29 protein-coding genes and 1 pseudogene are annotated in these 23,717 nt (G+C 72.0%); 15 read left to right on the forward strand and 15 right to left on the reverse strand.

Annotated elements, in window-relative coordinates; all coding sequences use genetic code 11:
- Window positions 1–104: pseudogene (locus tag ASC77_RS27005) on the forward strand (IS481 family transposase); the annotation flags it as partial.
- On the opposite strand, the gene ASC77_RS14300 reads toward ASC77_RS27005, so the two are convergent.
- Entirely contained in the window at window positions 101–280 is a 180-nt protein-coding gene (locus ASC77_RS14300) for a hypothetical protein (RefSeq protein ID WP_056154196.1), read from the reverse strand. The pseudogene ASC77_RS27005 and the gene ASC77_RS14300 overlap by 4 nt on opposite strands.
- Window positions 277–423 carry a hypothetical protein gene (locus ASC77_RS26685; RefSeq protein WP_156391100.1) on the reverse strand — a complete coding sequence of 49 codons (147 nt, stop codon included), beginning with the start codon at window positions 421–423 and terminating at the stop codon, window positions 277–279. Before ASC77_RS26685 ends, ASC77_RS14300 begins: the two co-directional genes overlap by 4 nt.
- A gap of 103 nt (window positions 424–526) precedes the next feature.
- Between ASC77_RS26685 and ASC77_RS14305 the strand changes: the two genes are divergently transcribed.
- On the forward strand, window positions 527–925 hold the full coding sequence (locus ASC77_RS14305; protein ID WP_056154200.1) for a nuclear transport factor 2 family protein: 399 nt from the start codon (window positions 527–529) through the stop codon (window positions 923–925).
- Window positions 926–954: 29 nt separating this feature from the next.
- Complete coding sequence (locus ASC77_RS27010) at window positions 955–1,356, forward strand: ClpX C4-type zinc finger protein (protein ID WP_056154203.1); 402 nt, start codon at window positions 955–957, stop codon at window positions 1,354–1,356.
- A gap of 115 nt (window positions 1,357–1,471) precedes the next feature.
- On the opposite strand, the gene ASC77_RS14315 is transcribed toward ASC77_RS27010, so the two are convergent.
- The 8 genes from ASC77_RS14315 to ASC77_RS14350 form a co-directional block, all read right to left on the reverse strand.
- Window positions 1,472–2,335: a fumarylacetoacetate hydrolase family protein gene (locus ASC77_RS14315; RefSeq protein WP_056154206.1), complete on the reverse strand. Its 864-nt coding sequence runs from the start codon at window positions 2,333–2,335 to the stop codon at window positions 1,472–1,474.
- Window positions 2,332–3,063: an SDR family NAD(P)-dependent oxidoreductase gene (locus ASC77_RS14320; RefSeq protein ID WP_056154208.1), complete on the reverse strand. Its 732-nt coding sequence runs from the start codon at window positions 3,061–3,063 to the stop codon at window positions 2,332–2,334. The genes ASC77_RS14315 and ASC77_RS14320 overlap by 4 nt, the downstream gene beginning before the upstream one ends.
- Before the next feature lie 70 nt (window positions 3,064–3,133).
- Entirely contained in the window at window positions 3,134–4,081 is a 948-nt protein-coding gene (locus ASC77_RS14325) for a VOC family protein (protein ID WP_056154210.1), read from the reverse strand.
- Between the two features lie 22 nt (window positions 4,082–4,103).
- Entirely contained in the window at window positions 4,104–4,877 is a 774-nt protein-coding gene (locus tag ASC77_RS14330; RefSeq protein WP_082574765.1) for an SDR family NAD(P)-dependent oxidoreductase, read from the reverse strand.
- A complete protein-coding gene (locus tag ASC77_RS14335) occupies window positions 4,874–5,287 on the reverse strand; it encodes a VOC family protein (RefSeq protein WP_056154213.1) in 414 nt (137 codons plus the stop codon). The genes ASC77_RS14330 and ASC77_RS14335 overlap by 4 nt, the downstream gene beginning before the upstream one ends.
- Window positions 5,284–6,630, reverse strand: a complete 1,347-nt coding sequence (locus tag ASC77_RS14340) for an NAD-dependent succinate-semialdehyde dehydrogenase (RefSeq protein WP_056154216.1) — start codon at window positions 6,628–6,630, stop codon at window positions 5,284–5,286. Before ASC77_RS14340 ends, ASC77_RS14335 begins: the two co-directional genes overlap by 4 nt.
- Window positions 6,627–7,613 carry a fumarylacetoacetate hydrolase family protein gene (locus ASC77_RS14345; protein ID WP_056154219.1) on the reverse strand — a complete coding sequence of 329 codons (987 nt, stop codon included), beginning with the start codon at window positions 7,611–7,613 and terminating at the stop codon, window positions 6,627–6,629. Before ASC77_RS14345 ends, ASC77_RS14340 begins: the two co-directional genes overlap by 4 nt.
- A gap of 6 nt (window positions 7,614–7,619) precedes the next feature.
- The gene (locus ASC77_RS14350) at window positions 7,620–7,910 is read right to left on the reverse strand and encodes a putative quinol monooxygenase (RefSeq protein ID WP_056154222.1); all 291 of its coding nucleotides are present in this window, start codon (window positions 7,908–7,910) and stop codon (window positions 7,620–7,622) included.
- A gap of 207 nt (window positions 7,911–8,117) precedes the next feature.
- On the opposite strand from ASC77_RS14350, the gene ASC77_RS14355 reads away from it, so the two are divergent.
- The 9 genes from ASC77_RS14355 to ASC77_RS14395 all read left to right on the forward strand — a co-directional run bounded on the left by ASC77_RS14355 (window position 8,118) and on the right by ASC77_RS14395 (window position 16,867).
- On the forward strand, window positions 8,118–9,110 hold the full coding sequence (locus tag ASC77_RS14355) for a sugar ABC transporter substrate-binding protein (protein WP_056154225.1): 993 nt from the start codon (window positions 8,118–8,120) through the stop codon (window positions 9,108–9,110).
- A 2-nt stretch (window positions 9,111–9,112) separates the two neighbouring features.
- Window positions 9,113–10,219, forward strand: a complete 1,107-nt coding sequence (locus ASC77_RS14360; RefSeq protein ID WP_056154227.1) for an ABC transporter permease — start codon at window positions 9,113–9,115, stop codon at window positions 10,217–10,219.
- 1 nt (window position 10,220) lies between these two features.
- Complete coding sequence (locus ASC77_RS14365; protein WP_056154231.1) at window positions 10,221–11,015, forward strand: ATP-binding cassette domain-containing protein; 795 nt, start codon at window positions 10,221–10,223, stop codon at window positions 11,013–11,015.
- On the forward strand, window positions 11,012–11,977 hold the full coding sequence (locus ASC77_RS14370; protein WP_056154233.1) for an alpha/beta hydrolase: 966 nt from the start codon (window positions 11,012–11,014) through the stop codon (window positions 11,975–11,977). Before ASC77_RS14365 ends, ASC77_RS14370 begins: the two co-directional genes overlap by 4 nt.
- Window positions 11,970–13,112 (forward strand): FAD-dependent monooxygenase, encoded by a 1,143-nt coding sequence (locus tag ASC77_RS14375; protein ID WP_056154237.1) that lies wholly within the window; start codon window positions 11,970–11,972, stop codon window positions 13,110–13,112. The genes ASC77_RS14370 and ASC77_RS14375 overlap by 8 nt, the downstream gene beginning before the upstream one ends.
- Window positions 13,112–14,458 (forward strand): FAD-binding oxidoreductase, encoded by a 1,347-nt coding sequence (locus tag ASC77_RS14380; protein WP_056154239.1) that lies wholly within the window; start codon window positions 13,112–13,114, stop codon window positions 14,456–14,458. The genes ASC77_RS14375 and ASC77_RS14380 overlap by 1 nt, the downstream gene beginning before the upstream one ends.
- Before the next feature lie 39 nt (window positions 14,459–14,497).
- Entirely contained in the window at window positions 14,498–15,226 is a 729-nt protein-coding gene (locus tag ASC77_RS14385; protein ID WP_056154242.1) for a DinB family protein, read from the forward strand.
- A gap of 139 nt (window positions 15,227–15,365) precedes the next feature.
- Complete coding sequence (locus tag ASC77_RS14390; protein WP_056154244.1) at window positions 15,366–16,655, forward strand: hypothetical protein; 1,290 nt, start codon at window positions 15,366–15,368, stop codon at window positions 16,653–16,655.
- Window positions 16,656–16,729: 74 nt separating this feature from the next.
- A complete protein-coding gene (locus ASC77_RS14395; RefSeq protein ID WP_156391102.1) occupies window positions 16,730–16,867 on the forward strand; it encodes a hypothetical protein in 138 nt (45 codons plus the stop codon).
- A gap of 13 nt (window positions 16,868–16,880) precedes the next feature.
- Here the strand turns inward: ASC77_RS14395 and ASC77_RS14400 are convergent, their stop codons facing one another.
- From ASC77_RS14400 to ASC77_RS14410, 3 genes are all read right to left on the reverse strand, one after another.
- Window positions 16,881–18,038, reverse strand: a complete 1,158-nt coding sequence (locus tag ASC77_RS14400) for a glycosyltransferase (protein ID WP_056154253.1) — start codon at window positions 18,036–18,038, stop codon at window positions 16,881–16,883.
- A gap of 90 nt (window positions 18,039–18,128) precedes the next feature.
- Complete coding sequence (locus ASC77_RS14405) at window positions 18,129–18,587, reverse strand: hypothetical protein (RefSeq protein WP_056154256.1); 459 nt, start codon at window positions 18,585–18,587, stop codon at window positions 18,129–18,131.
- Between the two features lie 51 nt (window positions 18,588–18,638).
- Entirely contained in the window at window positions 18,639–19,298 is a 660-nt protein-coding gene (locus tag ASC77_RS14410) for a LuxR C-terminal-related transcriptional regulator (RefSeq protein ID WP_056154259.1), read from the reverse strand.
- A gap of 68 nt (window positions 19,299–19,366) precedes the next feature.
- On the opposite strand from ASC77_RS14410, the gene ASC77_RS14415 reads away from it, so the two are divergent.
- Both ASC77_RS14415 and ASC77_RS14420 read left to right on the forward strand, forming a co-directional pair.
- The gene (locus ASC77_RS14415) at window positions 19,367–19,666 is read left to right on the forward strand and encodes a hypothetical protein (RefSeq protein ID WP_056154262.1); all 300 of its coding nucleotides are present in this window, start codon (window positions 19,367–19,369) and stop codon (window positions 19,664–19,666) included.
- Window positions 19,667–19,710: 44 nt separating this feature from the next.
- Window positions 19,711–20,607 (forward strand): NAD-dependent epimerase/dehydratase family protein, encoded by an 897-nt coding sequence (locus ASC77_RS14420; RefSeq protein ID WP_056154265.1) that lies wholly within the window; start codon window positions 19,711–19,713, stop codon window positions 20,605–20,607.
- 5 nt (window positions 20,608–20,612) lie between these two features.
- Here ASC77_RS14420 and ASC77_RS14425 read toward each other — a convergent pair whose 3' ends face one another.
- Window positions 20,613–21,029: a BLUF domain-containing protein gene (locus tag ASC77_RS14425; RefSeq protein ID WP_056154267.1), complete on the reverse strand. Its 417-nt coding sequence runs from the start codon at window positions 21,027–21,029 to the stop codon at window positions 20,613–20,615.
- Between the two features lie 96 nt (window positions 21,030–21,125).
- Between ASC77_RS14425 and ASC77_RS27785 the strand changes: the two genes are divergently transcribed.
- Window positions 21,126–22,703, forward strand: coding sequence for a phospholipase D family protein (locus ASC77_RS27785; protein WP_321163701.1), 1,578 nt, complete (start codon window positions 21,126–21,128; stop codon window positions 22,701–22,703).
- Between the two features lie 96 nt (window positions 22,704–22,799).
- On the opposite strand, the gene ASC77_RS14435 is transcribed toward ASC77_RS27785, so the two are convergent.
- Window positions 22,800–23,717 carry a LysR family transcriptional regulator gene (locus tag ASC77_RS14435; protein WP_056154271.1) on the reverse strand — a complete coding sequence of 306 codons (918 nt, stop codon included), beginning with the start codon at window positions 23,715–23,717 and terminating at the stop codon, window positions 22,800–22,802.

Genomic DNA, 23,717 nt, shown 5'->3' on the forward strand with positions numbered 1-23,717 from the left:
ACCCCGCCTGGCTACACACCTACAATCACCACCGCGGCCACACCGCACTCCGCGGCAAGTCACCCATCCAGCTCGTGACCAACCTGCGTGGACAGAACATCTAGCCCACCCAGGCGCGGCGTACGACGCCGTCCTCGTGCTCGAGGTTGATCCGGTCCTCGCGGAAGTCCATCGTCAGGATCCCGCCGGGCTCGTAGGCCCGCACCTGCCAGCCGTCGGCCTCGGCGAGAGCCGTCGCCTCCGCGAGCGGTCGGCCGGTGAGGTCCTCGACGGTGGTCACCGCTCCACTGTGCCACGCCAGCGCACGACGTAGGTGTGGTCGTCGACGACGATCCGGCGGACCGTGGCGGCATCGCGCACCTCCGGCTCGGGCAGCGCCGCCGCCTGGGTCTGGGACGTGGTGGTCGCGTCGGTCATCGCCATGGTCGTCACCTTCCTGATCGGGTGCCACCAGCCTCGACCGGTCGGCCAGGAGCCAGGTGTCACCGGACCCTGAGGTTCCTGTGACGCGGCGTACCGTGCCCGCATGGACCGCTCCAGCGCACAGCAGTGGCTCGACAGGTACGTCGCGTCCTGGCTCAGCTACGACCCCGACGCGATCGGCGCCCTCTTCTCGGACGACGTCGCCTACCGCTACCACGCGTACGACGAGCCGGTCGTCGGCCGTGACGCGGTCGTCGCGTCGTGGGTGGCGGACGGCGGCCAGGACGGGACCTCGACCAGGGACGCGCCGGGCACCTACGAGGCGTCGTACGCCCCGCTGGCGGTGGACGGCGACGTGGTCGTCGCCCAGGGCACGACGACCTACCGGAGGCGGCCCGACGGCCCCGTCCACCAGGTCTACGACAACTGCTTCGTGATGCGGTTCGACGCCGAGGGTCGCTGTCGCGAGTTCACCGAGTTCTACGTGCTGCGGCCGGGCTGAGGCGTCACCGCCCGTGCGACCATGGATCCGTGGATCGCGACGCCAGCAAGAAGCACTGCTCCTTCTGCGGTGAGCCGGGCCGCAGCGGTGAGCCGCTGGTCGGCGGCCTCGGGGCGTTCATGTGCGGGGACTGCCTCGACCACCACAAGGCCGTGGTCGATCGCGTCCGCAGCACCGGGACCGTGCCTCCGGCCCCGTGGGACACGATGTCGGACGCCGACGTCCTCGGGAAGCTGGTCCTGATCACCCAGACCGCTGCCCAGGTCGACGACTTCCTGCTCGAGTGGGTGCAGCTGGCCCGGTCCCGCAAGCTGTCCTGGGCCGAGATCGGCAAGGCCCTCGGCATCTCGCGCCAGGCCGCCTGGGAGCGGTTCGCTCGGAGCGAGTCCGGACGCACGGCCCGGTCCGACCACCGGGCGGGCACCGCCTGACCCGAGCACGACGGATCGGGGCCGGCCGCGACGCACCCCCGCGACGTCGCACGACCGGCGCCCGTTCCCCCGTCAGGCCACCTTGTCAAACGTCAGGGGTTCCTGACAACCCTCCTCAGGCAACGGATCCCGTCAGCGTCCCGATCCCCTCGACCTCCATGGTCACGACGTCGCCGGGCTCGAGCGGCGCCGGCACCTGGGCGCCCGCGCGGCCCCAGAGCTCGGCCAGGCAGCCACCGCCGCCGGTGGTCCCGGAGGCGAGCAGGTCACCAGGGAGCACGACGGAGTCGCGCGAGGCGTAGGCGATCATCTCGGCGAACGACCAGTTCATGTGCGACAGGCGGTCCTGGCCGACGAGGGCGCCGTTGACGGAGACGCGGCAGTCGAGGTCGAGCGACGGCAGCTCGTCGGCGGTCACGATCCACGGGCCGATCGAGGTGGCGAAGTCCTTGCCCTTCGCCGGCCCCAGCCCGACCTGCATCTCGCGGGACTGGAGGTCGCGCGCCGACCAGTCGTTGACGATCGTGTAGCCGAACACCGCCTCCGCGGCCTCGACCTCCGTCAGCGACGAGCCCCCGGCCCCCAGGACCACGCCGACCTCGAGCTCGAAGTCCAGCGCCCGGCAGGTCACGGGCCGCGGGATCGCGGAGCCGGGCCCGTAGAGCGCGTGCGGGTTGGTGAAGTAGAACGTGGGTGCGTCGTACCACGCCTCGGGCACGCCGCTGGCGTTGTCGACGCTGCGGCGCACGCCCTCGACGTGCGACTCGAAGGTCACGAAGTCACGCACCGACGCCGGCTTGTAGGGCAGCAGCAGGTCGGCCTCGTCGAACGCGAACGCCGTGCCCCGCTTGGCCTCTGCGCCGATCTCGAGCGCGCGCTCCAGACCCAGCGGGATCAGCTCGCCCAGTGGCATCGGCAGCAGGTAGGCCGTGTCCCCGTCGACCACGGCCGCGCCCTGGCGCAGCGTCGCGAGCCTCATGCGGGAGGCCGGGTCGCGTCGGCGATGCCCTTGTGGGACACGTGCGCGGTCAGACCGCCGTCGATCACGAGCTCGGCGCCGTTGTAGTACGCCGCGTCGTCCGACATCAGGAAGACGATCGTCGGCGCGATGTCGGCCACCTGGCCCACCCGGCCGAGCGGGATCTCGGCGAGCGCCGCGTCCTGGAACGCCGGGGAGGCGTTGGCCATCAGCGGGGTGTCGACGAGCCCGGGCATCACCGCGTTGACCCGGATGCCACGCTCCCCCAGCTCCAGCGAGGCCGAGCGGGTCAGCCCGCGCAGCGCCCACTTGCTGGCGGTGTACGCCGCGGCCGCGTGACCGGACATCGCCGCCACCGAGCAGATGTTCACGATGCTGGCGCCCGCCCCCATGAGCGGCACCAGCGCCTGGATGCCCAGCATCGGACCGGTCACGTTGATCGCGAAGGTCTGCTCCCAGGTCTCGAGGGTGACGTGCGGCAGCCGCTCGCGCGCGGCCACGCCGGCGTTGTTGACCAGCCCGTGCACTGCGCCGTACGTCGTCGCGATCCAGTCCGCCAGCTCGGCCCAGCCGTCCGCGTCGGTCACGTCGAGCGTGCGACCACCCTCGAAGGGCAGCACGTCGGTGGCGACCACGGTCGCGCCCGCGGCCCGCAGGGCGACCACCTCGGCAGCCCCCTGCCCACGCGCCGCGCCGGTGACGACGACGACCTTGCCATCGAGATTCACTGCAGACTGCCTCTCGGCTCACGGGGTTTCGAGACAGGCGCTGGCGCGCCTTCCTCAACCAGCGCGGCGGTCACACCGGCGGGGCGACGAAGAGGCCCTTGTCGGGGTCGTTGAAGGAGTCGCGCGCGATGAACTCGCTCATCGGGTCCGCGGTGCCCCACAGGTCCTGGGTCATCGGGTCGGCGATGTCGTAGACGCTCGGGTGCCACTCGTCGGTGGTGAGCCGCTCGAGCTCGGTCGTGTACTCCATCGTGTTGCCCGACGGGTCGAGGAAGTAGGTGAAGGTGTTGTTGCCGGCGTGGTGGCGGCCCGGGCCCCAGATCTTCTTGATGCCCGCGCGCATCACCCGGCCGGTGCCGTACATGTACTCGTCCAGGCCGCGCATCTCGAAGGAGACGTGGTGCACCGAGGTGTGCGGGCCGCGGGCGATCGCCAGGCTGTGGTGCCAGTCGTTGCACCGCATGAAGTGCATCATCTCGCCCATGTGCTCGCCCCAGAGCGTGTCGGAGAGCTTGAAGCCGAGGACGTTGGCGTACCAGTCGCGGGTGCGGTTGGGGTCGTTGGAGTTCATCACCGCGTGGGAGAGCCGGACCGGGATGGCCTCCTTCTCCTCGATCTCGCGGTGCTGGCGGGTCTCGACGTCCGCGGACAGCTCGACGGTGCGGCCGTCGACGTCGAAGAAGCGGAAGCCGTAGCCGCCGCCGGCGGTCTGCAGGACGCCGGGCTCGTTGACCAGCTGCACGCCCGCCGAGGCGAGCTTCTGCGCGAAGGCGTCGACCGCGGCCGCGTCGGTCATGCCGAAGGCCAGCAGGTCGAGCCGCTTCTCCTCGCTCTCGCGCAGCCGGACGATGTACTGCTCCGGCGAGCCCTCGGCGGCGAAGTAGGAGACGTTGCCGTCCTTGCCCTGCTCCGTCAGGCCCCAGGTGTCCTTGTAGAACGACCGCTGGACCTCGAAGTCCGGCACGGCCAGGTCGACGTGGCGCAGGTGGGTGATGCCGTGCTCGTTGAGGTGACTCATCTTCTTCTCTCTTTCGTGCGGGCTATCCGAGGACGGACGCGCCGCCGTCGATGACGATGTTGGTGCCGCTGATCCACGAGGACTCGTCGGAGGCGAGGAAGACCGCCGCGTTGACGACGTCCTCGGGCTGCCCGTGCCGGCCGAGCGGGATCCGATCCAGCACCACGCGGCGCATCCGCTCGGGCGGATCCGCCAGGAGCGGCGCGGTGTTGGGGGTCTCGGTCATGCCGGGGCTGATCACGTTGGCGCGGATGCCGTGCGGCCCACCCTCGACGACCAGCTGGAGGGTCAGGGCGATCACGCCGCCCTTGGCGGTCGAGTGCGCGTTCTGCGGCATGAACTCCACACCGCGCAAGGCCGCGATCGAGCCGACGTTGATGATCGAGCCGCCGCCGGACGCCTTCAGGTGCGGCCACGCGGCGCGCACCGTGTAGTAGACGAGGTCGAGCTCGTTGCGCATCGTGAAGTCCCAGTCCTCGATGCTCAGCTCGTCGAGCGGGGCGAAGCGCTGGGTGGACGCGTTGTTGTAGAGGACGTCGATGCCGTCGTACGTCGCGACCGCGGCGTCGACCCAGTCCCGGGCGGCCGTCGGGTCCCCGAGGTCGACGCCACCCATCACGGTGATCTCGCCACCCTCGGACCGGACCAGCTCCTCGGTGCGCGCGGCGCCGTCCTTGTCGAGGTCGCAGCCGACGACGCGGGCGCCCTCGGCAGCGAAGCGCCGTGCGGCCGCGACGCCCATGCCGCCACCCACGCCGGTGATCAGCGCGATCCTCCCGTCGAGCCGCCCGGTCACGAGGCAGCCGCCGTCCGGTCGAGCAGCTCGACCAGGTTGCCCTCGGGGTCGGCGACGTAGGCCATCCGCACGCCCGGCTCGGGCGACGGCCGCGGCGACATCCGGTCCGTGGCGCCGGCGGCGAGCAAGCCGTCGTACGCCGCGTCCACGTCGGGGACGTCGAAGGCCACGTGCCCGAAGCCGCGGGTGAGCGCGGCCTCGACCGGGTTCGCCGCCTGCAGCCCGGGACCGTTGCCCGTGCGGCAGAGGAGCTCGATCCGGTGCCCCTCGCTGGAGCGGAGCATCGCGCCCCGGAAGTCGACCTGGTCGAGCGCGAACTCGAACTCGATCGCCAGGTCGAGGGACGTGCAGTACCAGGCACACATGGCGTCGAGGTCGGCGACGTTGAGGCCCACGTGGTCGAGCCTCATGCGACCACCATGGTCCGCACGTTGGTGAACTCGCGGACGCCCTCGGCCGACAGCTCGCGACCGTAGCCGCTGCGACCGATGCCGCCGAAGGGCAGGCGAGGGTCGGAGGCGACCATCGCGTTGACGAAGAGCGCACCGGACCGGACCCGTCGGCCGACGGCGAGCGCGTGGTCGGCCTCGCCCCACACCGAGGCCCCCAGCCCGAACGTCGTGGCGTTGGCGAGCTCGACGGCGTGGTCGTCGTCGCGGGCCCGGGCGATCGCGGCGACCGGGCCGAAGGTCTCCTCGTCGAAGGCGGTCATGCCGGGCACGACGTCGGTGAGCACGGTCGGCTCGACGTGCCAGCCCGGACCGTCGATGGCGTGACCGCCGGTCACGAGCCGCGCACCCTGGGCCACCGACTGCTCGACCTGCCGCACGACCTGGTCGCGCAGGTCCTCACGTGCCATCGGCGAGACCTCCAGGAGGGACAGGCTGGCGATGAAGTGCTCGAGGAACTCGTCGGCGACGTCCTCGTGCACGACGAAGCGCTTGGCGCAGACGCAGCTCTGGCCGGTGTTGGTGAAGCGGGCCTTGACCGCGGTGGCGGCGGCGAGCGGCACGTCGGCGTCGGCCAGGACGACGAAGGGGTCGGACCCACCCAGCTCGAGCACGGTCTTCTTGATCGCGGCCCCCGCGATCGAGGCGATCGACGAGCCGGCGCGCTCGCTGCCGGTCAAGGTCACGGCGGCGACCCGCGGGTCCTCGACGACCCGCTTCGACACCGCCGGCACGTCCTCGGCCGCGACCACGAGCGAGCGGAACAGCCCGGCCGGGGCGCCTGCGTCGGCGAAGAGGTCCTCGATCGCGAGCGCGCAGCCCGTGACGTCGGGGCTGTGCTTGAGCAGCGCGGCGTTGCCGGCGGCGAGGGCGGCGCAGGCGAAGCGCAGCACCTGCCAGAAGGGGAAGTTCCAGGGCATCACCGCGAAGACGACGCCGACCGGCTCGTAGGACAGCCACGACCGGGACGCCGACGACTCGACCTCGTGGTCGGCCAGCCAGCCGGGCGCGAGGTCGGCGACGACCTCGCAGTTCCACGCGCACTTGTCGACCTCGCCGAGCGCCTCGGCGAGCGGCTTGCCCATCTCGGCGGTGATCAGCGCCGCGTACTCCTCGCGCCGCTCGGTCAGCAGCTTGCCGACGCCGCGCAGCAGCGTGAGCCGGTCGTCGAGCGAGGTGGCGGCCCAGACGGCCGAGGCGGCGTACGTCGCCGCCAGCGCGGCCTCGATGCCGGCCTCGTCGTGCGCGTCGTACGACGCGAGCTCCTCGCCGGTGGCCGGGTTGCGGGTCACGACCGTGGTCATGCCGATGCCTCCAGGCGCGGGCGACGGCGGGCAGGGGCCACAGCGGCCACGTTGTCTCCGGGCTCGGTCACGGTGTTGCTGATCGTGCCGATGCGCTCGATGGTCATCTCCACCACGTCGCCGACCTGGAGCGGCGGCGGGGTCAGCGACCCCGTGCGGCCCCACGACTCGGCGAGCGAGCCGGTCGAGCAGGTGCCGGAGGCGAGGACCTCGCCGGCCTTCACCCAGGACGCCCGGGACGCGTGCGAGACGAGCTGCTCGAAGGACCAGCCCATGTGGCCGGACCGGTCGGCGCCGACCTGCTCGCCGTTGACCTTCACCGTCATCTCCAGGTCGAGGAAGCCGTCCGTGTCGCGGGCGTCGTCGAGCTCGTCGGCAGTGACGACCCAGGGACCGATCGTGGTCGCGAAGTCCTTGCCCTTCGACGGGCCGAGCTTGAGCGACATCTCCTTGCCCTGGACGTCGCGGGCCGACCAGTCGTTCATCACGCAGTAGCCGCCGATGGCGGCCTTCGCCTGCTCGGGCGTCACGTCGCGCACGTCGCGGCAGACGATCGCCGCGACCTCGAGCTCGAAGTCGAGCCGCGCGGTGTCCGGCGGCATCGGGACGTCGTCGTACGCGCCGGTGACGGCGTGCGGCGCCATGAAGAGGAAGACCGGCGCGTCGTACCAGGCATCCGGCGGGCCGGGGTTGCCGTGGCCGCGCTCCATGCCGTCGACGTGCGCCTCGAAGGTGAGGAAGTCGCGCATCGCGACCGGGTAGACCGGCGGCAGCAGCACGATCTCGTCGAGGCCGAGCCCGTCGCCGCCGGCGGCGACGTCGGCCTGGGAGTCCCGCCACTCGGGCGACTCGGCGAGCAGCTCGACCAGGTCGAAGCCGACATCGAACGGGTGCACGCGGACGTGCTCACCCTGTCCGAGCACCAGCCCGACCTGCCGGACGTGCGGCTCGTCGTCATGCCGACGGAAGGTGGCGAGACGCATGAGTGGTCAGCCGATCGTCTCGTAGAACGCCCGCTCGCGGGTGGCGAGCACAGGAATCGCCTGCTCGAGCGCGAACTCCTTGAAGTGCGCCGAGGCCCAGTGCGCGTCCGCGGCCGCCTGGTCGTCGTACACCTCGAAGAGACGGAAGACGAGCGGCTCGGCCGGGTCCTGGAAGGCCTGGTAGATGCGGTTGCCGGGCTCCTCGCGCGACAGCGGGCCGAGCTTCTCGATCGCGTCGAGCACGACGCCCTCCTGACCCGGTTGGGCGGTCCAGGTGGCGCTGACGACGTACGGCATGGGTTCTCCTCGGTGCAGGGATGCGGGGCTCGACAGGGTCAGGCGTGTGACTGACGTCATCACGCTAGGCGCGGCTCCCGCGGTCGGGGAAAGAGCCGACGTCGATGGCTGGCATCAGCGCGATCGGGGTTCCGGGTGATGGCGGTCACGGGTTTCCTGTGACCGAACCCACAGGCGGTCCACCGCCCCTGAAACCAGGAGTTGACGATGCAGCACCCCTTCTCCAAGCGCAGCCGAGCGGCCCTCGCCGTGCTGGCCGCCGGCAGCCTGCTGACGCTCGCCGCCTGCAGCAGCGATGGCACCCAGTCGGCCGCCGGCTCCGACGACGGGTCGGGCTCGGGCGACACCAAGACCCTCGTCTTCTCGCCGCTGGCGCTGAAGATCCCCGCGATGCAGCAGCTGTCCGACGGCATCAAGGCCTACGGCAAGTCCCAGGGCTACGACGTCGTCGTCCAGGACCCCAACCTCGACCCGCAGAAGCAGGTCACCGACCTGCAGACCGCGATCGAGAGCGGCAAGGCCGACGCGGTCTGGGCGATCATGGTCGCCCCCGAGGCAGCTGCCTCGCTGATCTCGGTCGCCCAGGACAAGGGTGTCCCGATGGTCGTCAACGGCACCCCCGAGGCCTACGGCCTCGACGGGATGGTCCCCGGCATCACCTTCTCGACGATCGACTACGAGGCCGAGGGCGAGGCCGCCGGCACCGAGCTCGGCAACTGCATCAACGAGAAGTACGACGGCAAGGCCAAGGTGCTCTTCGAGGAGGCCGCCCCCGGCACCGCCGGCAAGGAGGAGTACGAGGGCGCGGTCAAGAAGTACCTCGCCGCGACCGCTCCCGACGCCGAGATCGTCCAGTCGATCGTGGTCAGCGACCGCCAGGCCGCGCAGACCGACGTCGGCAACGTCCTCCAGGGCAACCCCGACATCAACGCCGTCTTCGGCCAGAACGACGAGGGCGCACTCGGCACCATCGGCGCCTTCAAGGCAGCGGGCAAGGACCTGCCCTGCCTGACCGAGACCGGCGGCAACGACGAGACGCTGGCCGCCGTCAAGAGCGGTGACATCTACGCCGTGGTCGCCCTGCAGTTCCAGGACGACATGTCGCAGAACGTCGCGACGCTGACGAAGATGCTCGAGGACCCGACCGCCGAGGGTGAGCAGCTCACCACTCCGCAGAAGGTCGTCAAGGCGGGATCTTGAGCGTGTCCACCGACTCCGTGCCCACCTCGGGGGCGTCCGTGGCCGGGGCTGACAGCCCCGGCCCGGCGCCGGCCCCCTCCACCACGACCGGCCAGGACATGCCCCGGTCGGTCTCCGTCCTGGTCTTCATGCGCGACCGCGGCATCTTCGTGCTGTGGGGGCTGCTGATCGTCGCCTTCGCATTCTGGTGCTCGCCGTACTTCTTCAAGGTCGACAACGCCATCCTGATCGCCAACGCGGCGGCCCTGACCGCGCTCTTCGCGGCTGGCGTCGGCATCGGCATCATGACCGGCGTCCTCGACCTGTCGCTGCCGGGCACGGCGGCGGTGGCCAGCTGTGTCTGCGGCTGGGTCCTCACGCACGGCCACGCCACCTGGCTCGGCCTCGCCGCCGGCCTCGGCGCCGGCGTCGTGGTGGGCCTGGTCAACGGGCTGATCACCATCCGCGGCTTCAACCCGATCATCGTCACGATCGGCACGCTCTCGGTCCTCTCGGGCCTCGCGGCGGTCATCGCCGGCGGCTACACGTTCCCCGGCCTCACCCAGCTCGAGTTCATGGGCACGCACCGCTACCTCAAGGTCGGCGACTCGTTCTCCGGCATCCCGGCACCGGTGTTCATCGTGGCCGCGGTCTTCATCGTCGGCACGGTCTTCCTGACCCGCACCCGCGACGGCATCCGCCTGATGGCGGTCGGCGCCAACGCCGAGGCCGTACGACGGGCCGGCATCCACGCCGACCGCTACCGCGTGCTGGGCTTCGTCATCTCCGGCGTGCTCGGCGCGCTCGGCGGCCTGGTCGCGACTGCCAACGTCACCGAGGCGAACCCCAACGCCAGCCCGGCGATCATCTTCACCGCGCTGACGGCGGTCGCCCTCGCGGGTGTCGCCCTCACCGGCGGCCGTGGCAGCCTGCCGCGCGTCCTGGTCGGCGCCCTGATCCTCGCCACGATCAGCAACGGCCTGACGATCCGGGGCATCCAGCCCTACTGGGCCACCGTCTGCACCGGCGCCCTGCTGCTCGGCTCGCTGGCCTTCGAGCGGGTGCTCCAGACCGCCGTGTCCGAGCGACTGATGGCCGCCAACCTCTCCGTCCACCAGAAGAAGGTCTGACATGACGACGACCGGTACGCCGGCCCTCGATCTGCAGGGGATCGAGATGCACTACGGCTTCGTCCGTGCGCTCGACGGCATCGACATCCACGTGAACGCCGGCGAGGTCGTCGCCCTGCTCGGCGACAACGGTGCCGGCAAGTCGACGCTGCTCAAGGTGATGTCGGGCGCGCACCGGCCCTCGGGCGGCACCATCCGCGTGCGCGGCGAGGAGAAGTCCTTCCACGCCCCGAGCGACGCCGCCGACGCGGGCATCCAGATGGTCTACCAGGACCTGTCGCTGGTGGAGCCGCAGGACATCGCGATCAACCTGAACCTCGGCCAGGAGAAGCTGCGCCGCGGACCGCTCGGCTGGCTGGGCTTCGTCGACCGCAAGGAGATGCGCCGCAGCTCCGAGAAGGAGCTCGACCGCCTCGGCGTGCGCACGGCTCCGATGACCCGGCCGGTCGAGATGCTCTCCGGGGGTCAGCGCCAGGTCGTCGCCCTGGCCCGCAGCGCGATCCGGGTCAACGGGGAGTCGCAGGGCATCCTGCTGCTCGACGAGCCCACGGCCGCGCTCGGCTACGAGCAGACCAAGAACGTCGAGGCGCTGATCCGCCGGATGGCCGACCAGGGCATCGCGATCGTCGTCGTCACCCACGACCTGCCGCTCTGCTACGAGGTCGCCGACCGGATCGTGATCCTCAACCGGGGCAAGAAGGTCGCCGACCTGGCCGCCGCCGGCGCCGACCGCGACCACATCGTCGGCTGGATCACCGGCTCACGCCCGTCGATGTTCGAGACGGCCGGGGCATGACCCTGCACCGAGCGTACGTCGAGCGGTTCCCGCTGCTCGACGGCATCGACTCCTTCGAGCAGCTCATGTCGGACCCGGCCCTCGAGCAGCGCTTCCACGCCTTCATGCAGTGGACCGACGCCGCAGCGGCGCCGGACGTCGTCACCGAGGACACCACCGTGCCCGGTCCGCACGGGCCCGTGCCGGTGCGGCTCTACACCCCGGACCGCCGTACGACCGACCTCCCCTGCCTGGTCTGGATGCACGGCGGCGCCTTCATGATGGGCGACCTCGACATGCCCGAGGCCGACCGGACCGCGCGCGAGGTGTGCGCCCGCGCGGGTGCTCTCGTCGTCAGCGTCGACTACCGGCTCGCGGTCGGCGGTGTGCACTTCCCGGTGCCGCTCGACGACGTGGTCGCCGTCGTGCGCTGGGTCCGCGACAGCGCGGTCGACCTCGGCGTCGACCCCGACGCCATCGCGGTCGGGGGTGCCAGCGCCGGCGCCAACCTCGGGACCGCCGCGGTGCTCCGGCTGCGTGACGAGGACGGCTGGCAGCCGGCCTCGCTCGTCGCGGCGTACGGCGTCTACCACCCCGTGCTCCCGCCGGCGACCGCCGAGATCGACGAGCTCATGGCCGAGGTCCCCGCGCTGCTGGGCTTCACCGACGAGCAGACCGCCGGCTTCACCGCCAACTACCTCGGCGCGTCGCCCGAGTCGGCCGACGGTCGCTCGATGCCCGCGCTGGCCGACCTCACCGGACTGTGCCGGGTCCTCATGATCGACGCCGAGTACGACGACCTGCGCCGCTCCGAGGAGCCCTTCCACGAGGCGCTCCTCGCGGCCGGGGTCGACGTCACCCGCCACTTGATGCCGGGCCTGATGCACGGCTTCCTCAACCTGCCCGCCGAGGTCGAGCCGGTCGGCACCGCCTTCCAGCTGATCGCCGACGCCGTCCCATCTGCAAGGAGCTCCCATGTCTGAGTCGTCCCCGTCCACCGTCGACCGCGTCCTGATCGTCGGCGGCGGCATCACCGGCGGCGTGCTCGCCCTCGCGCTGCGCCAGCGCAACGTCGAGGTGGTGCTCCTCGACCTGCGCGAGTCGCTCGGGGGCGTCGGGCACGGCATCACGCTGCAGGGCAACGCGCTCAAGGCGTTCCAGGCGGTCGGCATCTACGACCAGCTCGCCGAGCGCGGCTTCGCGTTCAACCACCTGCGGCTCAAGACCGCCGACGGCCACGTGATCGCCGAGATCCCGACGCCCCCGATGGGTGGGCCCGACCTGCCCGGCACGATGGGCGCCGTCCGCGGCGACATCGCGGACATCCTGGCCGTCGAGGTCGAGAAGGCCGGCGTCGACGTACGCCTCGGCACCACGCTGACCGCCATCGACGACCACGGCGACTCCGTCACCGTGACGCTGTCGGACGGGTCGACCGAGACCGTCGACCTGCTCGTCGGCGCCGACGGCATCCGCTCCAAGGTGCGCTCGATGATCGGCATCGAGACCGAGCCGCACCACGTCGGCATGGGCATCTGGCGCACCGTCGCCCAGCGGCCGGCCGAGATGGACTGCTCGGAGATGTACTACGGCGGCCCGAAGTTCAAGGCCGGCTACACGCCCATCTCCGAGGACCTCTGCTACGCCTTCCTGCTCGAGGAGGACCTGGACCGGTCCTACCTGGGCGAAGGCCCGCGCGGCGCCGAGCTCAAGGAGCGCGGCCAGGGGTACGGCGGCATCTGGGGCCAGGTGCGCGACAGCCTCGCCGACGACGCGATCGTCAACTACCAGTGGATCGAGGCGATCTGCGTCGAGTCGCCGTGGCACCGCGGACGCACGATCATCATCGGCGACGCCGCGCACGCGTGCCCGCCGCTGATCGCGCAGGGCGCCGCGATGTGCGCCGAGGACGCGGTGATCCTGGCGGAGATGCTCACGTCCGGCGCGTCCGTCGACGAGGTGCTGCCGGCATTCATGGAGCGCCGCTTCCCTCGCGTGAAGATGGTGCTCGACAACAGCCTCACGCTCGCCGACTGGGAGATCCACCCCGAGACCGAGGGCGCCGACCCCGGCCGGATCATGGGCCAGACCCTGCACGCACTGGTGGCTCCGGCCTGATGGGTCTGCCGCTCACGAGCCAGGGCGACGCCGGCTTCGAGGAGGCCCGGGTCGACCGGATCTTCAACCGGCGGCTGACGGACCGCCGGCCGGCCGCGGTCGTGCGACCCGAGACGGAGGCGGACGTGGTGGCCGCCGTACGCCTCGCGCGCGACCGCGGCTGGCAGGTCGCCGTACGGGCCGGCGGGCACAGCTGGGCGCAGTGGTCGGTGCGCACCGACGCCCTGGTCATCGACCTGGGCGGGCTCCAGGAGATGGAGTACGACGAGGAGACGGGAATCGTCCGCGTCTCTCCCTCGACGAGGGGCGGCGCCGAGCTGGCGCCGTACCTCGCCGAGCGCGGACGGTTCTTCCTCGGTGGGCACTGCCCCACCGTCGGGGTCGGCGGATTCCTCCTCCAGGGCGGCCAGGGCTGGAACGCCCGCGGCTGGGGCTGGGCGGCGGAGTACGTCGTCGCCATCGACGTGGTGACCGCGTCGGGGGAGCTGGTGCGCGCCGACGCGACCCAGAACTCCGACCTCTTCTGGGCCGCCCGCGGCTCGGGCCCCGGCTTCCCCGGCGTGGTCACCCGCTTCCACCTGCAGACCCGGGAGCTCCCGGCACACTTCGCGCACACCGTGCAGGGCTTCCACCTCGACGACTTCGACGAGGTGATGACCTGGCTGCACGACACGCACGCGTCCATCGCCGACACCGTCGAGATCGTCGCGCTCACCAAGACCGACGTGCAGGTCTCCCCCGACCCGATCCTCCTGGTGACCGCGCTCGCGATGGTCTCCTCGGCGGACGAGTCGGACGCGGCGCTGGCGCCCTTCCGCACCAACCCGGCGCTGGACCGGGCGATCTTCGTGATCGACGACGAGCCGACCACCCCCGAGGCCGAGCGCGCCCGCCAGCTCGAGGACAACCCCGAGGGCCACCGCTGGGCCGTCGACAACGCCTGGCTCACCGGGCCCGCCGGCGACGTCGTACCGGCGATGCGGCGCGCGTACACGACGCTCCCGAACGCCCAGGCGTTCACCATCTGGTTCTCGATGGCGCCGCTGCGCGAGCTGCCCGACATGGCCTTCTCGATGCAGTCCGAGATCTACCTCGCGTCGTACGTCCTGTGGGAGTCGCCCGAGGACGACGACCGCTGCCTCGCGTGGCTCGACGGCGCGATGGCCGACCTCGAGCCGGTCACCGTCGGCCAGTACCTCGGCGACTCCGACCACACCCGTCGCCAGGTGAGGTTCATGTCCGACGACGCCTGGGACCGCCTGCAGACGGTGTACGCCGACCGCGACCCCGACCGTCTGTTCGTGGGCTACCTGGGCGACTCCGAGAACAGGAACCACTGGGAGTAAGGCGTGCACCGAGGGCCGTGTCGGCGTGATGATGGGCCGATGACGGCCTACAGCGGCACGGACGAGTTCGAGGGCGCGACCTTCGTCAGGACCAGCTTCAAGGGGGCGACCCTGCGCTTCTCCGACGTCAGCGGCGTGACGATGCGCAGCGTCGACGTCGGCGGGCTCGACATCGACAGCCACGACCTGGCGTTCGGCAGCCTCGTCGTCAACGGCGTCGACGTGGTGCCGCTCGTCGAGGCCGAGCTCAACCGGCAGTTCCCCGGCCGGGAGCTCCAGAAGGAGCGGACGCCCGAGGGCCTGCGCGCAGCCTGGGTCGCCGTGCGGTCCGCGTGGCAGGAGACGATCGCCGGGACGCCGCCGGACCTGGTGGATGCTCACGTCGAGGACGAGTGGTCCCTGGCCCAGACCCTGCGCCACCTGGTCCTCGCCACCGACGCGTGGCTCCGCGGCGCCATCCAGCGGGACCCGCAGCCCTTCCACGAGATCGGGCAGATCTTCACCGGCGCCGAGCAGATGGGCTTCGACATGTCGGTCTTCCGCGCGGAGCCGGCGCCGTACGACGAGGTCCTCGCGGTGCGTGCCGAGCGGCAGCAGCTGGTGACCGACTTCCTCGCCACCGCCACGGACGAGCTGCTCGCCGAGCAGCGCGACGACCCGTGGGGCGGCGACTGGCACCCCAGCGTCGGCGACTGCGTCCGCGTGATCCTGGAGGAGGATTGGGCGCACCTGCGCTACATCCGTCGGGACCTCGCCCTGCTGCGTTGAGGCCGATCCGGTCCGACACGACGCACTGGACTGGAGCAGCGTCCGCGTCGCCGTCATTGCGCTGACAGCCGCGGGCGCCGCGTGATTGGCTGGCCCGTCGGCCGTGGGGGTCCGACCCCGACGACCGAGAGGCCGCGGCATGCGCCGACTGCTCTGCTCCGCCCTGCTCAGCACCGCTCTGCTGACCACCGTCCTGGCCGCCGCGCCGGCGGCCACCGGCGCGACCAAGACGGTCGACCGCGGGCCGACGACGATGCTGGGCGGCGCCAAGGCAGGTCTCGCGGGCGGCCGCGACCTCGCGTACGCCGGCGGTCGCCTCTACACGCTCGACGACGCGACGGTCCGGGTGTTCGCCCCGGGTGCGTCCGGCAACACGGCCCCGCAGCGCACCATCGACCTCGACCTGCCCAGCGGCCAGCACTCGTGGTCGATCGCCGTCGGCGACGACGGCACGACGTACGTGCTGACGAGCAACGACGCCCTCACGTCGTCGACCATCCTCGTCTACGCCGCCGGCGCAAGCGGCGCCGCCGGCCACCTCTCGATCGGCAACGGCTCCCTCGGGCTGATGTCCCCCATCGACATCGCCGAGCGCGACGGCGGCTTCGCGCTCCTCGACAACGACTCCAACGCGATCTTCTTCTACGCCCAGTCGGGCATGGGCGCGCCGGTCGCGGTCGGTGGCATCGACGCCGGCTCCAGCACCCAGACCCAGATCTTCGGGCCGAGCACCATCGACACCGCTCCGGACGGCCGGCTGGTCGTCCGCGGCGCCGACTGGGTCTCGGTGTTCGCCGCGGACGCGCAGGGCGACGTGGCGCCGACGCAGTACCTCCAGGGTGACCAGACGATGATCGGGGTGCCGCTCGGCGCCGGCCTCGACACCCGTGGCGACCTCTACCTCGCCACGGTCGACGCGTACGGCGCCGACCCCGGCAACCCCCGCGTGCTGCGCTTCGACCCCGGCGCCACCGGCAACGTCGCGCCCGCGGGCGTGCTCGCCGGCGCCCGGACGGGCCTCGGTCTCCCCTACCTGGAGGTGCTGCCGTCGGGCAGCATCGCGGTCGCGAGCTTCGAGACGACGACGTACACCTTCGACGGCGCGATCCGCTTCTTCCGCCCGCTCGGTCCGTACGCCGCACCCGGCAGGCCCACGAAGCTGACCGCCAGCGGCAAGAAGGCCGCGCCCCGGCGCACGGTCACCTGGAAGCCGGCAGCGGCCGACAGCGATGTCCCGGTCACGGCGTACGCCGTCAAGGTCACCTGCCGGGGCAAGGTGAAGCTCGACAGGACCCTGCCCGCCAAGACCCGCTCGGTCACGGTGCGGCTCGGCACCTTCCGGAGGGGCGCGTGCGTCGCGACGGTCCGGGCGAGCAACGAGGTCGGCTCCGGCGCCGTAGCGAAGGCGCGGTTCGCCGTCCGGCGCTGAGCGGGCACATGGGTGCCCTCGGGTGGCTGGTCGTGGCTCCGGGTGCGCCGCCGCGTAGTGGGTACCGCCCCGTCATGAGGAAGCTGATCAGACTGGCCGCGCTCTTCGGGATCGCCAAGAAGGTCTACCAAGAGGCGCAGAGGCCCGAGAACCAGGCACGGCTGCGCGCCGCCGCCGACAAGATCAGGCAACGGCAGGCCGCGCGCCGCTGACGGACCTCGCGGGTCAGCTCGCGAGGTCGACCAGACGGGCGACGGCCTCGGCGGGCGGCGGCAGCCGGCGCAGGGCGTCGGAGATGCGTCGCGCTGCCGCGCCGTAGCCCGGCGTCGTGAGCAGGTGGGGCAGGTGCTCAGCGGCACGCCCCACCGCTCCGGGTCCGGCCTCGACCGTCAACCCGGCTCCGACCGATGCGACGTGCTCGCCGTTCACGACCTGGTCGAAGGTGAAGAGGGGTGCGACCACTTGGGGCACACCTGCCGCCAGGGCACCCATCGTCGTACCGAAGCCGCCGTGCCCGATCATCGCCGCAGCACGGGCGAGGACCGCCGACTGGGGGAACCACTGCTCGACCCGCGCGTTCGGCGGCACCGGCCCCAGGGACGCCGGATCGACCTTCCGTCCGACCGTCATCAGGATGCGTGCCTCGACGTCCGCGAGGGCGTCCAACGCCTCGCGGAACGCCCCGGCGAACGGCGGCAGCGAGCCGGTGACCGAGCCGAACGTGACGTAGACCAGTGGACCCTCGACGCCCCGCCAGTCGGGCAGGGGAACGCTGTCGGCGCCCACCGGGGGCTCGTGGAACCGGACGAACCCGGCGGCCTCGGGTCCCACCTGGTCGAGGACCTCGGGCACGAGGCTGAAGACCGGCTCGGCGGCCAGCGCCGCGACCAGCTGACCGCTGGACAGGCCGGCCAGGCCGCCCAGGTCCGCCAACGGCTCACCGATGAGCTCGGTGAACCGGGCAGCGACCTCGTGCATGCCGATGCAGACGTGCACGTGCGGCACGCCGGCCCTCTCGGCCGCAGCCAGCGAGGCGAGCTCGGCGGTCTCGCGGACCACCACGTCCGGGCGCCAGCGCTCGACGGTCTCGCGGAGCGCGGGCAGCGCCGCCTGCGCGTCGACCCGCGCGAACACGTCGCGGACCACCAGCTCGTTGGCCTCGTCGAACGTCACGGTCGGCAGCCGGGCCATGATCGGGCCCACCAGCTCGGGAGGTGCGTCCGCGAACGGCTCGTGGGCGAACCCAGCCGCGGCCACGGCGGCCGCGAAAGATGCCGGAGCAGCGACCCGCACGTCGTGGCCGGCCGCCGCGCACGCCCGCAGGAACGGCACGATCGGCCCGAAGTGACCGTCGTTGGCCGTCGTGGCGCCCAGCACCCGCACCTCCCGAGGGTCCCACCGCGCCCACCTCCGGGCAACGCCGCGACCCGTACGCGACTGCCGTGACCCGACGGTGCGTGGTGGGTGGCGTCCTCAGCGGTCGTCGGGCGTGGGGTCCACGCGCTCGAGCAGGTCGGTCAGGTGGAGGCGCAGCCGCTCGCGGTGCTCGGTCTCGACCTGCTCCAGGCGGGCGATCTCGTCGTCGAGCTGCTGGCGACGTGCCGACGTCTCCTCCCGCATCCGGTACGCCTCGACGCGCGCGGCGTTCGTCTCCTGCGCGGCCTCCTCGCGCGCCGTGGACACGAGGCCCTCCGCCTCCTCGCGCGCAGCCCGCACGAGCCGCGCGGCCTCGGCGCGCGCGTCGGTCAGCAGGCCCTCGACCTCGACCCTGGCCTCGGCCCGCCACCGGTCGGTCTCGCGGGCGGTCATCTCGAGCAGACGAGCCGCTGCGGGTGAGGGGTCGGCGACGTCGTCCGGACCCGTGCGCGGCGCCGGTGGGTGCGCCGCATCGTGGCCGCTCGCCTCGCCCGGCCTGTCTGCGCTGATGCTCATGGACTTCTCTCCAGGTTGGATGGCCCCCGCCGCGATGGAACGTTCTGCTGATCAAGAGTGCCTGTGGCGCCCCGATTCCCGAGAATCGGCGGTGTCGAACCCATGGCGCATGATCCACAGCACCGCCTGGCTGCGGCTGTGGACGCCGATCTTGGCGTAGGCGCTCCGGACGTTGGTCTTGACCGTGTTGACGCTGAGCCGGTGCCGGTCCGCGATGTCCTCGTTGCTGAGCCCCCGCGCGATCAGCGACAGGGTGTCGGACTCCCGGTCGTTGAGCCCGGCGCTGATCCCGAGCCGCGGCGCTCGCCGGGCGCTGGGGCACGCGCACATGACCGAGCCCGCGCCGGTGCCGCCCAGCCGCCTCCTCGTCGTCGCCGCGTCGAGGGCCGCGAGCAGCTCCTCCTCGCGGATGCTCAGGAGGAGGCAGCCGTCGGCCCCCTGCGCGAGGGCGTCGTTGAGCAGGTCGGGCCTGTGGTCGCGCCCCATCGCGATCACCACCGACGTCGAGTGGTTGACCAGCCGGTCGAAGACGGTCCGGTCGCCTCCCGCAAGGCCGGCGACGTCGTAGAGCACGACGTCGGGGTCGGCCTCGACCGCCTCCGACCGCACCAGCTCGACGCGCGAGCGGTGGCGGTCGAGCAGGGACGTGAGGCCCGCGACGACGACGTCGTGCGGGCTGATCAGCGCGACGCGGGCTGGAGGCACGGCCATCCCGGGAGTCTGCGCCTGCCTCGACCCGTCCGCAACAGCTGACCGCGCCCGGCGCCTACGATCCGGGGATGAGCGAGCCGCCCGAGGTCACCCCGGACGGCCGGTTCATCGTGGTCGACGGCCGGCGGTGGCGCGCCACGGACCCGGCGATCCCGGAGGAGCGGCGGGCGGAGCTGACGCGGGTCCTGATGGCCTGGCGCCGCGACGTACGGCGCACGCGAGGCACCGACGACGAGCCGCGATCGCGCGCGGGCGTCCAGGCCGCGAAGGTCGCGCTCGGCGAGCGGGGCACGCCGTGGTGGGAGCAGTCCGACGACGAGCGCCGAGCCCGGTGGAGCGCCGACGTGCGGGTGCCGCCCGGGTCCTGACGGATGCGGGGCTGAACGCCCCTCCCGGCGGGTACGGCAGGGGTATGCGCATCTTCTTCACCGGCGGCAGCGGCAAGGCCGGCAAGCACGTCGCCCCCTACCTCGCCGCCCTGGGCCACCAGGTGACCAACGCCGACCTCGTCCCGCTCCGGCACGCCGACATCGCCGACCTCCGCGTCGACCTCACGGACGCCGGCGAGACCTACTCGGCGCTCGCCGGCCTGGCGACCATGGACGAGCTGGACCTGCCCGAGAAGCCGTCGTACGACGCCGTGGTGCACTTCGCCGCCGTGCCCGCGATCCTGCTGCGCTCGGACGCCACGACGTACGCGACCAACGTGCTCAGCACCTACAACGTCCTCGAGGCGGCGACGCGGCTGGGCGTGCGCAAGGTCGTCTTCGCGTCGTCGGAGACGACGTACGGCGTCTGCTTCGCGCAGGGCGAGCGTCGCCCCCTCTACGTCCCGGTCGACGAGGAGCACCCGACCGTCCCCGAGGACTCCTACGCGATGTCCAAGGTTGCCAGCGAGGTGACGGCGCGCTCCTTCCACGCCCGCACCGGGGCCGACATCTATGGGCTCCGGATCAACAACGTCATCGAGCCGCACGAGTACGCCGAGCTCTTCCCACCGTTCCTCGACGACCCGTCGCTGAGGCGGCGCAACATCTTCGCCTACATCGACACCCGCGACCTGGGCCAGATGGTGCAGCGCTGCCTCGAGACCGACGGCCTGGGCTACCAGGCCTTCAACGTCGCCAACGCGGACATGTCCGTCGCCGCCACGACCCAGGAGATTGGCGACCGCTTCTACGCCGGCGTCGAGGTGCGCAAGGAGATGGGCCGCGACGAGACCTTCTACTCGATCGACAAGGCCCGCGACCTGCTCGGATTCGCTCCCGAGCACTCCTGGCGCGATGTGCTCTCGGACCAGCGCGCCTAGCGCACCTAGCGCATGCTGTCGCGGAAGAGCTCGAGGAGCCGGTAGGCCGAGCCGGTCTCCGCACCCAGGCCCTCGGCGAACGAGCGCCGCGTGAAGTCGGTGTAGCCGGTGATCCCCTGCACGTCGTGGTCGCCCAGGTTGCGGAACCCCATCGACCACTCCGGGAAGGCGCGCGCCTCGACCTGCTCACGCAGGAGCACGAGGATCCCCGTGTGCCGCGGGTCGGCCTCGATCGAGGAGAAGACCGACTCGACGGCCTCCTCGGGCCCTTCCAGCGTCTGGATGACGTTGCCGCCGCTGTAGAGCAGCATCCCGGTCAGCCCGCGCTCGTCGTTCCTCGGCCGGATCGAGGTGAGCAGCTCGACGAGGTCCGAGACCCCAAGGACCTCGGTCGTGGAGCTGACGTAGGTGAGGGAGAGCACGAGGGGCCACCTCCGAGTTCGGGGCACTGAGCCGCCGAGATTACGTGAGCAGGCGCGTCGGCGCCCCGTCGAGGACCTGTGGGGCACACTGGCCGGGTGCTGGACGACGCGAGCGACTGGCTGCTGACCCAGCGCGAGCGCGGCAACAGCGCGACCCGCCTCGACGACCTGCACCCCGGGGACGAGGCGTGGTCCGAGGGCAACCTGGTCCGGCCGCTGGTGCACGGGGCGACGTACTTCGCCGAGCTCTACGAGCGGATCGAGGCGACGCAGCCGGGCGACCTGGTGCTCTTCACCGACTGGCAGGGCGACGGCGACGAGCGTCTGACCGGCGAGCCGGGCAGCGAGGTGGTCGACGTCCTCGGCCGCGCCGACGAGCGCGGCGTCGACGTACGCGGCCTGGTCTGGCGCTCGCACAGCAGCGCCATCGGCTTCAGCTCCGACGAGAACCTCCGCCTCGGCCGCTCCCTGCAGAAGCGCGGCGTCGAGGCGATCCTGGACATGCGCGTGCGCACGGGCGGGTCGCACCACCAGAAGTTCGTCGTGATCCGGCACCGCGACGACCCCAGCCGCGACATCGCGTACGTCGGCGGCATCGACCTCTGCCACTCACGTCGCGACGACCGCGACCACGGCGGCGACCCGCAGGCGCTCGAGGACATGGGCGGGGAGTACGGCGCGACCGCGCCGTGGCACGACCTCCAGGCCGCGATCACCGGACCCGCGGTGCACGACGTCGAGACCGTCTTCCGCGAGCGGTGGGAGGACCCGACCACCCTCTCCCGCAGCCCCGTCATCCTGCTGCGCGACCGGCTGCGCGGCCTCGACACCACCCCCGACCCGCTCCCCGAGCAGCAGCCCCCGCCTCCGCCTGTCGAGGGCGGGACCCACACGGTCCAGCTGCTCCGTACCTATCCCGACCTCCGCCAGGGCCGCGACTACAGCTTCGCGCGCGGCGGCGAGCGCAGCGTGGCCCGCGGCTACACCAAGGCGGTCGCGCGGGCCCGACGGCTGATCTACGTCGAGGACCAGTACCTCTGGGGTAACCACATCGGCAACGTCTTCAGCGACGCGCTGCGCGAACACCCCGACCTGTACGTCGTCGCCGTGGTCCCCCTGCACCCCGACGTCGAGGGCTTCAGCCGCACCGCCCAGCTCGTCGGCCGACGCCGCGCGATGCTCGACATGATGCGCGCGTCCCCGGACCGCGTCGCGGTCTACGGGATCGAGAACCACGCGAGCACGCCGATCTACGTCCACGCCAAGACCTGCCTGATCGACGATACCTGGGCGAGCATCGGCTCCGACAACTTCAACCGCCGCTCGTGGACCCACGACTCCGAGCTCTCGGCGGTCGTCCTCGACACCGCCGGCGACTACGCGCGCACGCTCCGCCTCACGCTCGCCGCCGAGCACCTCGACCGCGGCCCCGACGACCCCATGGAGGACTGCATCGAGCCCGCCGGCATCTTCAACGCCTACGCCGACTGCGCCGCCGCCCTCGACTCCTGGCACGCGGGTGGCCAGCAGGGACCCCGCCCGCCCGGCCGCCTGCGCCGGCTCTCGCCTCCCGACGTCGGCCCGCTCACGCGCCTCCTCGCCCGGCCGTTCTACCAGCTCGTCCACGACCCCGACGGGCGGCCGACGCCGCTGCGGCGGGCCGACGGCTTCTGAGTGGTCCGCGTCTGGCGCGCGCGGGCTCGGGACGTCATACGAAACGTGACCCAGAGGGCTCGATTCGTATGACGTCCTGCGAAGCGCGGCCGCGAGTCAGCCGGCTGCCAGCTCGACCGCTAGCTCGTCGAGCCGCTCGAACAGCCAGCGGTGCGCGGGGTCGGAGAGTCGGTCGGGGGCGAACCAGTAGCCCTCGGCGAGGACGACCTCGTCGAAGGGTGGTTCGACGACCACGAGCGGCCCCTCGGGGCGGGCGTGGAGCCGCGCGAGCTTCTCGGGGACCATCGCCACCAGGTCGGTGCCGGCGATCACGAACGGCAGCGGCAGGAAGCCGGAGACCTGCAGGGCGATGTGGCGGTCGACGCCGATCTCCCCGAAGACCCGGTCGACGGGTGTGAGGACGCCGGGCCCGAAGCTCGGGACCGCGTGCGGGAGCTCGGCGAGGTCCTCGACGGTGAGCCGGCCGTCGCGCAGGCGCGAGTTGTGGCGGTCCGCGATCAGCACCATCCGGTCCTTCCACAGCGGCCGCGAGTCACCCTGGAAGCCGAACCCGAGCGGCGCGACGAGCGCGTCGATCTCGAGCAGCACGCGCTCCGACGTACGCGACTCGGGGCCGAGGTTCTCGATCGTGAGGCGCACGCCGGGGGCGGTGGTGCGAAGCAGGCGGACCAGCGGCTCGTGCAGCACGGCGATCGCGTAGTCGCTCATCGCCATCCGGAAGACCCGGTTGCTGGTGGCGGGGTCGAACTCGTCCTCGAGGTGCAGGGCCCGTCCCAGGAGGCGTACGGCGTGCTGCACCTCGGGCAGCAGGTCGCGTGCGAAGGGGGTGAGCTCGTAGTCGCGGCCGGCGCGGACCAGGAGCTCGTCGTCGAAGCGGCGACGCAGGCGCGCGAGCGAGGCGCTCATCGCCGGCTGGCTGAGCTCGAGGCGCTGGCCGGCCCGGGTCACGTTGCCCTCCTCGAGGAGGACCTTGAGGGAGAGGAGCAGGTTGAGATCGGTGCCGCCGAGCGTCAT

Source organism: Nocardioides sp. Root1257 (genome assembly GCF_001425175.1).
In the GTDB taxonomy this organism is placed as follows: Bacteria; Actinomycetota; Actinomycetes; order Propionibacteriales; family Nocardioidaceae; genus Nocardioides.

Bases quoted from the DNA above. Each gene is read 5' to 3' on its own strand.
- ASC77_RS14395 (WP_156391102.1), top strand. From the start codon at position 16,730: ATGAGGAAGCTGATCAGACTGGCCGCGCTCTTCGGGATCGCCAAGAAG.
- ASC77_RS14355 (WP_056154225.1), top strand. From the start codon at position 8,118: ATGCAGCACCCCTTCTCCAAGCGCAGCCGAGCGGCCCTCGCCGTGCTG.
- ASC77_RS14420 (WP_056154265.1), top strand. From the start codon at position 19,711: ATGCGCATCTTCTTCACCGGCGGCAGCGGCAAGGCCGGCAAGCACGTC.
- ASC77_RS14325 (WP_056154210.1), bottom strand. From the start codon at position 4,081: ATGAGTCACCTCAACGAGCACGGCATCACCCACCTGCGCCACGTCGAC.
- ASC77_RS14340 (WP_056154216.1), bottom strand. From the start codon at position 6,630: ATGACCACGGTCGTGACCCGCAACCCGGCCACCGGCGAGGAGCTCGCG.
- ASC77_RS14410 (WP_056154259.1), bottom strand. From the start codon at position 19,298: ATGGCCGTGCCTCCAGCCCGCGTCGCGCTGATCAGCCCGCACGACGTC.
- ASC77_RS14390 (WP_056154244.1), top strand. From the start codon at position 15,366: ATGCGCCGACTGCTCTGCTCCGCCCTGCTCAGCACCGCTCTGCTGACC.
- ASC77_RS14365 (WP_056154231.1), top strand. From the start codon at position 10,221: ATGACGACGACCGGTACGCCGGCCCTCGATCTGCAGGGGATCGAGATG.
- ASC77_RS26685 (WP_156391100.1), bottom strand. From the start codon at position 423: ATGGCGATGACCGACGCGACCACCACGTCCCAGACCCAGGCGGCGGCG.
- ASC77_RS14305 (WP_056154200.1), top strand. From the start codon at position 527: ATGGACCGCTCCAGCGCACAGCAGTGGCTCGACAGGTACGTCGCGTCC.
- ASC77_RS14380 (WP_056154239.1), top strand. From the start codon at position 13,112: ATGGGTCTGCCGCTCACGAGCCAGGGCGACGCCGGCTTCGAGGAGGCC.
- ASC77_RS14435 (WP_056154271.1), bottom strand. From the start codon at position 23,717: ATGACGCTCGGCGGCACCGATCTCAACCTGCTCCTCTCCCTCAAGGTC.
- ASC77_RS14385 (WP_056154242.1), top strand. From the start codon at position 14,498: ATGACGGCCTACAGCGGCACGGACGAGTTCGAGGGCGCGACCTTCGTC.
- ASC77_RS14405 (WP_056154256.1), bottom strand. From the start codon at position 18,587: ATGAGCATCAGCGCAGACAGGCCGGGCGAGGCGAGCGGCCACGATGCG.
- ASC77_RS14415 (WP_056154262.1), top strand. From the start codon at position 19,367: ATGAGCGAGCCGCCCGAGGTCACCCCGGACGGCCGGTTCATCGTGGTC.
- ASC77_RS14345 (WP_056154219.1), bottom strand. From the start codon at position 7,613: ATGCGTCTCGCCACCTTCCGTCGGCATGACGACGAGCCGCACGTCCGG.
- ASC77_RS14375 (WP_056154237.1), top strand. From the start codon at position 11,970: ATGTCTGAGTCGTCCCCGTCCACCGTCGACCGCGTCCTGATCGTCGGC.
- ASC77_RS14350 (WP_056154222.1), bottom strand. From the start codon at position 7,910: ATGCCGTACGTCGTCAGCGCCACCTGGACCGCCCAACCGGGTCAGGAG.
- ASC77_RS14335 (WP_056154213.1), bottom strand. From the start codon at position 5,287: ATGAGGCTCGACCACGTGGGCCTCAACGTCGCCGACCTCGACGCCATG.
- ASC77_RS14370 (WP_056154233.1), top strand. From the start codon at position 11,012: ATGACCCTGCACCGAGCGTACGTCGAGCGGTTCCCGCTGCTCGACGGC.
- ASC77_RS14315 (WP_056154206.1), bottom strand. From the start codon at position 2,335: ATGAGGCTCGCGACGCTGCGCCAGGGCGCGGCCGTGGTCGACGGGGAC.